Source organism: Streptomyces sp. NPDC051286 (genome assembly GCF_044455345.1).
GTDB lineage: Bacteria > Actinomycetota > Actinomycetes > Streptomycetales > Streptomycetaceae > Streptomyces.
Genome location: NZ_JBITER010000097.1, coordinates 1 through 8,898 on the forward strand (window position 1 = coordinate 1; position 8,898 = coordinate 8,898).

At 70.8% G+C, this 8,898-nt stretch carries 6 protein-coding genes; 1 reads left to right on the forward strand and 5 read right to left on the reverse strand.

Translation table 11 applies throughout. The features are described from left to right. Positions 1-132 precede the first annotated feature (132 nt). The 3 genes from ACIBB8_RS36765 to ACIBB8_RS36775 all read right to left on the reverse strand — a co-directional run bounded on the left by ACIBB8_RS36765 (position 133) and on the right by ACIBB8_RS36775 (position 3,093). Positions 133-966, reverse strand: coding sequence for a TnsA-like heteromeric transposase endonuclease subunit (locus ACIBB8_RS36765; RefSeq protein WP_398959642.1), 834 nt, complete (start codon positions 964-966; stop codon positions 133-135). Between the two features lie 72 nt (positions 967-1,038). Beyond that, the gene (locus ACIBB8_RS36770) at positions 1,039-2,475 is read right to left on the reverse strand and encodes a DNA-binding protein (RefSeq protein WP_398959644.1); all 1,437 of its coding nucleotides are present in this window, start codon (positions 2,473-2,475) and stop codon (positions 1,039-1,041) included. A gap of 132 nt (positions 2,476-2,607) precedes the next feature. Further along, positions 2,608-3,093, reverse strand: coding sequence for a GNAT family N-acetyltransferase (locus ACIBB8_RS36775; RefSeq protein ID WP_398959646.1), 486 nt, complete (start codon positions 3,091-3,093; stop codon positions 2,608-2,610). Between the two features lie 150 nt (positions 3,094-3,243). Here ACIBB8_RS36775 and ACIBB8_RS36780 point away from each other — a divergent pair, with 150 nt between their 5' ends. Next, positions 3,244-4,791 (forward strand): hypothetical protein, encoded by a 1,548-nt coding sequence (locus tag ACIBB8_RS36780; RefSeq protein WP_398959648.1) that lies wholly within the window; start codon positions 3,244-3,246, stop codon positions 4,789-4,791. 14 nt (positions 4,792-4,805) lie between these two features. Here the strand turns inward: ACIBB8_RS36780 and ACIBB8_RS36785 are convergent, their stop codons facing one another. Together ACIBB8_RS36785 and ACIBB8_RS36790 are read right to left on the reverse strand one after the other, a co-directional pair. Then, positions 4,806-5,294: a hypothetical protein gene (locus tag ACIBB8_RS36785; protein ID WP_366695961.1), complete on the reverse strand. Its 489-nt coding sequence runs from the start codon at positions 5,292-5,294 to the stop codon at positions 4,806-4,808. A 102-nt stretch (positions 5,295-5,396) separates the two neighbouring features. Next, entirely contained in the window at positions 5,397-8,045 is a 2,649-nt protein-coding gene (locus ACIBB8_RS36790; protein WP_398959650.1) for a Helicase associated domain protein, read from the reverse strand. Between the last annotated feature and the right edge of the window lie 853 nt (positions 8,046-8,898).

Here is an 8,898-nt window from a genome sequence, read left to right on the forward strand (position 1 = left end):
CCGTTTCGTCTTCTCCTGTCTCACCGGCCAGGTGGACCTGCTGCCCCGCCAGAGCGACCACCTGCCAGGTGCGGTCACGGAAGCGGAGGTGCGCTCCGACCTTCAGTACCGGCCTCCCGCCACGCCGCACGCTCACCGTCCGTCCCCGCTGTCCTGGCTGCGGGTGCTGCCGCGACGGCCGTTCGCCCCGTCGGCGCCGGGGCTGACGAGGACCTGTTCGTTAAGCGGGACATCCAGGGGTGCGGTGAGGTGTCCGTGCCACAGGGCGTGGAAGACGGCCGGGAGGACCTCGATCGGGTCGCCGGCCGCTTCGGCGCCCTCGATCAGCGGCCGTGGCCGTGCGAACGCTTCGCGCACGGCGGCCGTGAGGCCGGGTCGGCCCTGGTTGCGGGGGTGGCGGTAGCCGGCCAGCCACTTCAGGTTCGCCGCCCGCACCTTCTCCAGCGGCTCAAGACGCCGATAGGCCCAGCCGACCTGCGCGCACGCCGCCTTGAGGACCGCCGCAGCCTTCCGGGCCCGTTCGCCGCCGGCCTGCGGGTGGCTGGGGCAGTCGGCCGGCAGGGCGGTGCCGTCGCTGTAGCGGGCGAAGAGTTGCGGTACCCACGAGCGCGCCGTGCCGCGCCCATCCCGCCACAACAGACGGAACGGCCGCCCGGCCAGGCCGACCACTCGCGGATTACGGTCGAGCACCATCAACTGCGCCCGCATGGCAGCCGACCCGCAGGCCACATGCCGGCCGGTCGTGGCCGACCACCACTGGCCCGGTCCCCACAGCCGCCCTGGCACCACCGGAAAAGCCGACACAGGCTCCAACTCCTCGAACGCCACAGCGAGAGCCGCGTCCGCCCACCGCTGCTGCACCACCTGCCCGCCGGGGGCGAGGAAGACCGCCTCGAACCCGGCGCCGCGATCCGCGGACGCCCGCCTTGTCCGGCTGCTGCCCCCGGCTGTACCTGCGTTGATCACCTGCTTCAGCCAAGCCGGTCTCGTCGGCGGACAGCGCCGTTTCCGGGATTCCGGCCACCAACGGGTACCGCATCAGCTAATGGTTGACGGACCCTCTCGGTCGTCCTGTGCCTCAGCGCCGTCGTCTTTCTTGCCGGCGGTCAGCACGTTCCTCAAGGCGTCGGCGGACATTCCCGCCCATTGGGCGACCTCTTCCAGGGGCACCCCGGCGTTCGCCGCGACCAGGGCGGTCCGCTGCCAGGCATTCTCGATCAGGGCGGCACTGTGGCGGAGGTTGCGCAGAAGCTGCTGGGCGACGTCGGCGGTCGGTCCGGTCTGCACCCCGCGCAGCTGCAGCAGCTGTTCCTCGGCGCTCTCGATGGCGCTGGTGATCAGGGCGCGCTGTTCGGCGGGCACCGCCGCGCGCCACATCCTCCCCGAGCCGGGCGCCTTCTTCTCCTTGCCCAGCACCCGCAGCTGTCCGGCCATGGTCGCGGGCAGGTGCTCCCGGCGCAGCCACCAGGGATCGTTGTCGTATCCGGGCGGCCCGCCGGCCCCGCGGCGGAGGCGGATGACGCTGCCCATCCAGGAGGTCAGCGGGCCGCCGTAGTCGGTCGCGGCCAGCGGCCCCAGCCACTCCCGCCCGACCCGCTCACCGAGCCGGCGGCAGAACATCCCGTCGGCGGGCAGCGCCCGCGGCTGCCCGGCGCCGCTGTCCCTCCACACCAGCTGGGCCATGGCCGGGTCCAGCAGCACGTCGGCGACGGCCACAACCTCAGGGAAGACGACCGTGTCCCGTCCCACGATCCGCCACCGCTCCAAATCGGTCCCGGCGTCACCGCCCGCGACCTGGTGCAGACGCCGTGGCCAGACCGTCTCCCGCTCCCAGCCAAGGGCCTGCTCCCACCACCGGGCCACTACCGCGTGCGCCAGCGCGAACACCCTCTCCGGCACTGCTTTGGCCCGCACCGCCCGCCGCGCCACACCGGCCCACCGCCGCTGCGCCGCGACCACCTCCCGCAGGCCACTCACGTTGAGGTGCTCCAGGGGCTGGTCGGCGTCCGCGTCCAGGAGCCACCGCCCGTGTAGGACACAGACCCGCTGCCAGGGCGGCGCGTACCGCACCACCCGCACGACCGTCCCCGTACGCCGGGCCGCGCACAGTCGGCACCCGAACGCCATCGGACCGGCGACCGCGCCGCCGATCCGCCACGCTGCCGCCGGTACTCCGTCTTCTTCGGCGGGCAGCTTGGCGTCTTCCTGTCCCCAGGACGGCAACGCCCGCGCCAGCACGTCTTCCTTGACGCCGCACAGGCCTGCCAGGAGCTGCCGTCCGGCTGCGTTCAGCAGCACCTCGGCGTCGGCCCGCGCGCCCCCGCAGTCGTGCCCGGGTTGGTAGTTGCGCCAGTGCCAGCAGGACCGCAACACCTTCGCTTCCAGCCCGTAGAGGCTCGCGATGCGGCAGATCAGCGACGAGGTCGTCTCTCCCTGCAGGGGAGCGGTCCGCAGCAGGCCGGGATGATGGGTCACTCCACCACGGTCTCGTGTTCGCCGTCCCGGGCGGACGCTTTCGCAACGGATGCCCAGCGGATCAAGCAAACCTGATCGGGGGAGGGCTGACCGGCGTCGTGGCAAAGATCCCGGCCGCACCGCGCATACCATTCAGCGGCCTTCGACGCTGGCCGCGCCCCTCGCAGTGAGAATCTCCGAAACCGGGCAGCCCCAGGCCGCGCCTGGTCCGTCGGGCTCGATCGGTGCGAGCCCGCAGGCTTGGAAGAACGTCTCGCGGTCGGCCGCATCGTCGCCGTCCTGGGGGACCAGGGCCAGGAAGGTGCGGCCGGCGTCCTGGGCCCGGCGGGCGATCTCGGTCACGAGGGCGCGACCGACCCCGTGGCGGCGGTGGGCGTCAGCGACGGCCATCGTCAGGATCCACGCCTGCTCACCGGGATGGGCCGGCCGCCCTTCGTCACGGCCGAAGTCGTAGTCGAGGCGGAACTCGGCGATCCCGATGACGGATTCGTGAAGCTCGGCCACGACGACGTCCAGACCCTCGGAGTTGTAGAACCCGCAGACTCCCAGATCGTTCGAGTCCAGAAGTTCCTCCACCACCGAGCAGTCGGCCGGGGTGATGTCACGGATGAGCGGCATGGACCGAGTATCCCAGGGACCGCGGGGCGGGCGTTTTACTCACGCCCACTGCATGCCCAGTTCCCGTAGTGCACGCAGCCCTGACCTCGTTTACTGCACCCCCTCAAACGGCTGGTGGGGGTGGTGGGTGACGGCGCTACAGTCCGCCCTATGACGACGCGCGAACTCCGTCCCACCTGGTTCTACACCCCGGGCGAACGACTGCTCCACGGCAAGGGTGTGGACTCGGCGGTAGGCGCTGGGCAGGCCGAGGACTGGATCGCCCTTGACCGCGGCGTCTGGTCGGGCACCGTCTGCGTGGTCATGGGCTGGAGGCGTCACGGCCGGATCCGGGTCGGCTTCCACTGGTTCGACGACCGGGAGATCGCGGACTGGGACCGGGCCCCGTACTGGCAGGAGCCCGGCCCCGGCCCCGGCGCTCCTTCCTGGAGCCTGCCACCCACCGAGTCCGAGGTCGCTGTGTGCCTCGGTCATGCGGACGCCCGCGTCCGTGCGGCGGCGCTCGCCCGCGCGGAGTCCGCAGCTCTGCCCGCGTCCGTGCTGTCGCTCGTCCTGATCCGGTGCGCGGACACCGACGGGCGGGTACGGGACCTCGCCCGCGCGGCCCTCGACCGCGCGCTCGCCGGCGCGGACGAGGCCGTGCTGCGGCAACTGGCGCCCCTGGCAGCGCTGGTGGGCATGCGGCGGCGGTACGGCACGTGGGTGCGGGAGGCCGTGCTCGGGCGCCTGGGCGGGCTGCCCGACGAGGCGGTGGCGCACCTGCTGTCGGGCAGCGGCCGGGAGGCCCGGATCGCCGGCCTGCACGCCGGGGCCGCATACGGGCGGCTCGGCATGACGCAGGCCTGGGCGATCGCCGAGGGGGATCCCGACGACGGTGTGCGCGTGCATGCGGTGCGCACGGTGATGCGTCTGGCGCTCGCGTCCGGACGGCAGGCCGTCCTCGACGACGTGCGGGTCCGGGTTCTCGCTCACCTGGACGCCGACCGCTCGTACGGCGTCCGCCGGGCCACGCTCGCCGCCGCCGTCGAGGCCGGCTTCTTCCGCGCCCGGGACCTGGCCGTTCTCGCCGTCGGGCACCGGGACCGGCACATCCGGCGGCACAGCTGCGCGGCCGTCCTCGCCGGCGCGGACGGGGACGCCGTCCTTGACCGCCTGCTCTGCGCGCGGGACACGGCCGTGCGCTCCGCCGCCGTCGGGCGGCTGCGCAGCGCCGACCGCGGCGACGAGCTGGTACGGCACCTGGCGGACCCGTCGGCCGCCGTCCGCGCGGCGGTGTGCCGGGAAATCCGTGCGGCGGGCGACGATCCCCGCGCGCACTACCAGGCGCTGTGCGCCGATCCGGCTACCGTCGCACCAGCGGCGGTTGTCGGGCTGGCCGAGCAGCACTGCCCCGAGGACGCCACCCTGCTGCGCCCCTTCACCCGTCACTCGCGGGCCGCGGTCCGGGCCCGGGCGCTGTCCGCGCTGCGGATGCTCGGCGCTCTTCCCGACGACGCGCTGCCGCCGTTCGCCGACGACCCCGATCCTGGTGTGCGTGCCACCGCTCTCGGCGCGCTGCGCGACTGCCCCCGTCTCCTGCGGAACCTGGTCCAAAACCCGCACGACGACGTGCGGGCCCGAGCGCTGTCCCTCCTGTCGCGACACCACTGGCTGGGCTGCGAGGAATCCCTGCCGCTGCTCGACGACCGTGCACCCTGATCCGAGAGAGCGACCTAGCCGTACGGGTTGAGTGCCCAGAAGCGGACGGTGTCGCTGCGACGGTCGAACCACAGGTTGGTGGAGTAGCCGCTGCCGTCGCGGTCGAGCTCGTGCGACCGGACCCACTGCGGGTTCTCCGGCCCCTCGCCCTTGAGCGGCTTCTCGAACCACGAGGAGAAGTCATCGGCCGGCCCCTCGGAGACGAAAGCGTGGACCGCTGTCAGCTCGGCAAGTTTCCCCGGTGTCAGCCCGGCAAAGCCCGAGATCACCAGCTCCGGCGACGGTATGCCCCGGTCGTTGTCCCGGCTGCTCACCCACTTGGCGTCGGCGAGCGGGCCCAGCAGCGGGAACGCCCGCTCCAACGGTGCGGTGTCGGTATGCCAGTCCCCCTTGGCCCCGTTCGCCACCTGGCGCAGGGCCCACCAGGCGGGTAGGACCGCCAGCCCCGCACCGATCCCGATCAGCTTCCGTCTCTTCACCGCGATCCCCCTCATGCCTGACATCGGGGGCACCTTAACTGGCTCAAGCACCTCACCCGGACCACCTACTGATCGCAACCAAATACGCCCCCTAGCCGGCCGACTCGCCGTTCGGCCTGCACCGCGTCACGCCCACTGGATGCCCAGTTCCCGTAGCGCGCCCAGCTGGTCCTGGGTGAGTTTGTCGCGTCTCGAGCGGGTGTTGGAGACCCATACGCCCAGTTTCACGGCCACCGGCTCGGTCTCGCCGTCGACCGCGATCTCTTCGCCGTGGCTCCTTGGCACCGGTCGGCCCACGCCTTCCCGTTCGACCCATTGCGCGAGGGCCGTCAGGCCCCTCTGGAAGGCCGCTGACACCTTCCCCGGCGCCTTCTCGCCGCCCTTGGCGGCCGGGGCCGGGGCGGGCCGCGCAGTGGGCGTTACGCCCAGTGCCGACAGCCGCCGCTGCTGTTTCTCCGACAGCTGCGCCCAGGAGTTCGCCTGCCGCTGGAGCCACCGCCCGAGGTCGTCGCCCTCGAACTGTACGCCGGGCTGGATGTCGGGCAGGTGGCCGTCGGTGTCGGCGGTGTCGGCGAGGACGCGGTAGTGGCGTTGCCAGTCCAGTGGCCAGGGGCAGTTCCAGTCCGGGTCGATGGCGGCCAGTTGCTGCGCGCGCTGCTGGGCGCGTTCGGGGTTTTTGCCGAGGCCGCCTTTCCTGCGGAGGTTGGCCATGTGCTGCCCCACGGGTACGAGCTCGTTCTCGGCGTCGCCCCATACCGCGTCCTGCCTCGGGGCAAGGTGCCCGTGCGCACGGTGGTACGAGCGCAGCATCGCCAGCTTCGTCTCCCAGGCTTCCTCGCCCGGCTCCCACACCATCTCGGCCTCATCCAGCAGTTCCTTGCGATGGTCGTCCATCTCGCCTGCCCGCAGGGCCTTGCGCTGTTCGTGGACCCACCTCCCCAGGGGAAACGTGGTGACCCCGAGCTCGGTCTCCGTGTCATAAGGAACGGCGTAGAGCCCGGTGATCTCGTTCTCGGCCCGCCAACGTCGCAGGGCTTGGTAGCCCTCGAGCCAGACCAGGGATTCCGGCCGGTACACCCGCGTGCGCAGGAACGCCGCGATCGTCGCCGCGTCACGGGGAGAGGAGAAGTGCAGCAGCGCCGACTCCACCGTGGCCTCGGTGCCGTCCTGCTCCTGGTCCTCGCCGCGGGCCCCGACGATCCGCCCTTCGTCGTCCCGCTTCACGTGCACCTTGCGCTCGTGCTTGCCGCGGGACAGGGCACGGGAGGCGAGTTGCTCGACGAGTCGTTCGTCGTGGGAGCGCAGCCCGTTCAGTATGGCTACCAGGGGTGCAAAGCTGGCTGAGGCGATCATGTCGTCGGGGTCTTCGCCGGGTTCCAGGAAGACGGGCACGATGATGCGGGCGATCTTTGTGGTTCCGTCTGGGTTGGGGCGGAGTGCGCGGCCGATGTTCTGGACGATTTCGATCTGGGAGCCGCGGGTGTCGGCGAAGCAGATGGCTTCGACTCCCCGTTCGCCGACGATGTCGACGCCTTCGCCGAGGACGCGTACGGAGGCGAGGAACGCCCGGTGGACCCGGCGGTTGTTGGCGTTGATGCCGCCTGCGAACTGTCGTAGGACGTCGCGCCGCTCGGATACGAGGTGGTCGCCGCACAGCCAGTTCGCCCACACGCGGTCGGCGGGTACGTGACGGTCAGCCTCCAAGTCGTAGAATTTTGCGGCGATAGACGACTTCGGAAGCTCCTCAGCGTCCTTCAGCGTCTTGTCGGACGCCTCGCTGCGGTAGAGCTCGGCCGCCGTCTCGGGCAGCTTGGCCGCGAACGCGGCGGCCTCCTCGACCCGCTGATGGAAGGTCATGACCGTACGCAGATTGTTCGCCGCGGCGTGCTCCAGGAGCGCGGTCTGCAGGAGGGCCAGACGCCGGCCCCGCAGCGCCTCTTCCGAGAGTCCCAGGATCGGGTCCGGGTCTCGAATTTCGAGGACATCAATCTCAAATCCTGCCAAAATGCCCCGTTCGATCGCCTCCGAGAGCCCGAGCTCGAAAATCCATTCGCCGTAGGGTCCTGCCGGGTCGCTTCGCATCGAGGCGATTTCCAGCTCCTGGCCGTCCTTGCCCTTCTGCGGCCGGGGCGCAGTCAGGATCCGCGGCGTGGCGGTGAGGTAGAGCCGGAAGTCCGCGGGGATCCGTTGGTTGTCGTGGATCCCAGCCCAGGGCCGGCCTGCATCCCCTGCGGTTGCGTGGGCTTCATCAACTACCGCGAGGTCGAACGGGGCCATCGACTGGCCGTACAGCCGCTCCCCGCCCGCTAGAGCGGCCTCCAGAGGCCCGCGCACCTTCCGCTGCCCGGCAGGGCCATCGGGATTCTCACGGTCCACGAGAGAGGCGTACGTGGCGAACACGACGACGGTCCCGTGCCCGGCCCACAGGGCGAGCTGGATCGGGTTCGTGGTCGTCCGCACCCCGAGCTGCTCCAGGACGGCGTCCTTCTCCAGCGAGCACACCGCGACCATGGGCGTGTTGTGGCCGACCCGGCGCCACGCCTGGGCGGTTTGCACGAGGAGGTCGAGGGTGGGCACCGTGACGAGGATCCGGCCGCCGCGGAAGCACTCCAGGGCGGCGGATGCGGCAGTGATCGTCTTCCCCGAGCCGGTCGCTGACACGACGGTGGCACGGGCACCCCCGGCGGGCACTGTGTTGCGTGCGGGGAATCCCACCCACTTGCGGATACGTGCATTCGCGTCCACCTGGTGTTCTCGAAGTTGCACAGACGCCATATCGAACCTTTCCGTGTCTAAACGAGGTGGGTGGAGCGAGTTGCTGAAGCCGGAATGAGAAGTTGAAAGATCTGCCCGTATGATCCCGGCCATGATCCGTCCTGTCTCAGGGCCTCCTACGTGGAAGCACCTCCTCAGCTCCCTCGTGCTGGTCTCCGCTATCACGGTCGGCTGGTACGCGCTCCAGCCGGTCTACCCTGACTGCGTAATCTTCTCCGGCGGATATGTCCCCGATGACGGGAAGACGTTGTCTGACACCGAGCTGGCAAAGCGTGCCTTCCGGGAAGCAATCGATTCAGGGCAGTGCGAACCCGCGCGTGCACGGTGGAGAACCTGGGTTCAATAACCCCTCCGGGTGTGCCCCGTTTCTACCAATGCTACATGTGCATCATCTCCGACGTATTCGCCATGCCGGAACCCAACACGAACGAGCAACCCCCCTCCCTGCAGCCAGCCAAGCCCGCGCAGCGGGCTCCAGGTCCGGAGGCGAAGCCGGAAGGACCCCAGGGTGGGGGAGCGCAGCGGACACACCCTCAGACGTGCACGAAGTGCACGTCAAATCCCTTACAGAACACTAGACCAGCCGCCCATGACACTCCACCAGACGGGCCCCGCGCAACGGGGCCCCACCGGCCCGCAACGCGGGCCGGCCCCCTCAACTCCAGGAGCGAAGCGGAGGGAGTTGGCCCGGCGCAGCCGGGCACACTGCGCGAAGCGCAGACTCCGTGAAACGGAGTCAACTCTGGTGCGAAGCACCAGAGTTCGCCCCCCGCGAAGCGGGGGGCGCAACCACCGCGCGAAGCGCGGTGGTTCGCTTGCACATCGCGCAGCGATGTGGTACCCGCTCCGCGGG

Excerpts from the sequence above, each read along its gene's own strand:
- ACIBB8_RS36775 (WP_398959646.1), bottom strand. The coding sequence starts at position 3,093 with ATGCCGCTCATCCGTGACATCACCCCGGCCGACTGCTCGGTGGTGGAG.
- ACIBB8_RS36780 (WP_398959648.1), top strand. The coding sequence starts at position 3,244 with ATGACGACGCGCGAACTCCGTCCCACCTGGTTCTACACCCCGGGCGAA.
- ACIBB8_RS36785 (WP_366695961.1), bottom strand. The coding sequence starts at position 5,294 with ATGTCAGGCATGAGGGGGATCGCGGTGAAGAGACGGAAGCTGATCGGG.
- ACIBB8_RS36790 (WP_398959650.1), bottom strand. The coding sequence starts at position 8,045 with ATGGCGTCTGTGCAACTTCGAGAACACCAGGTGGACGCGAATGCACGT.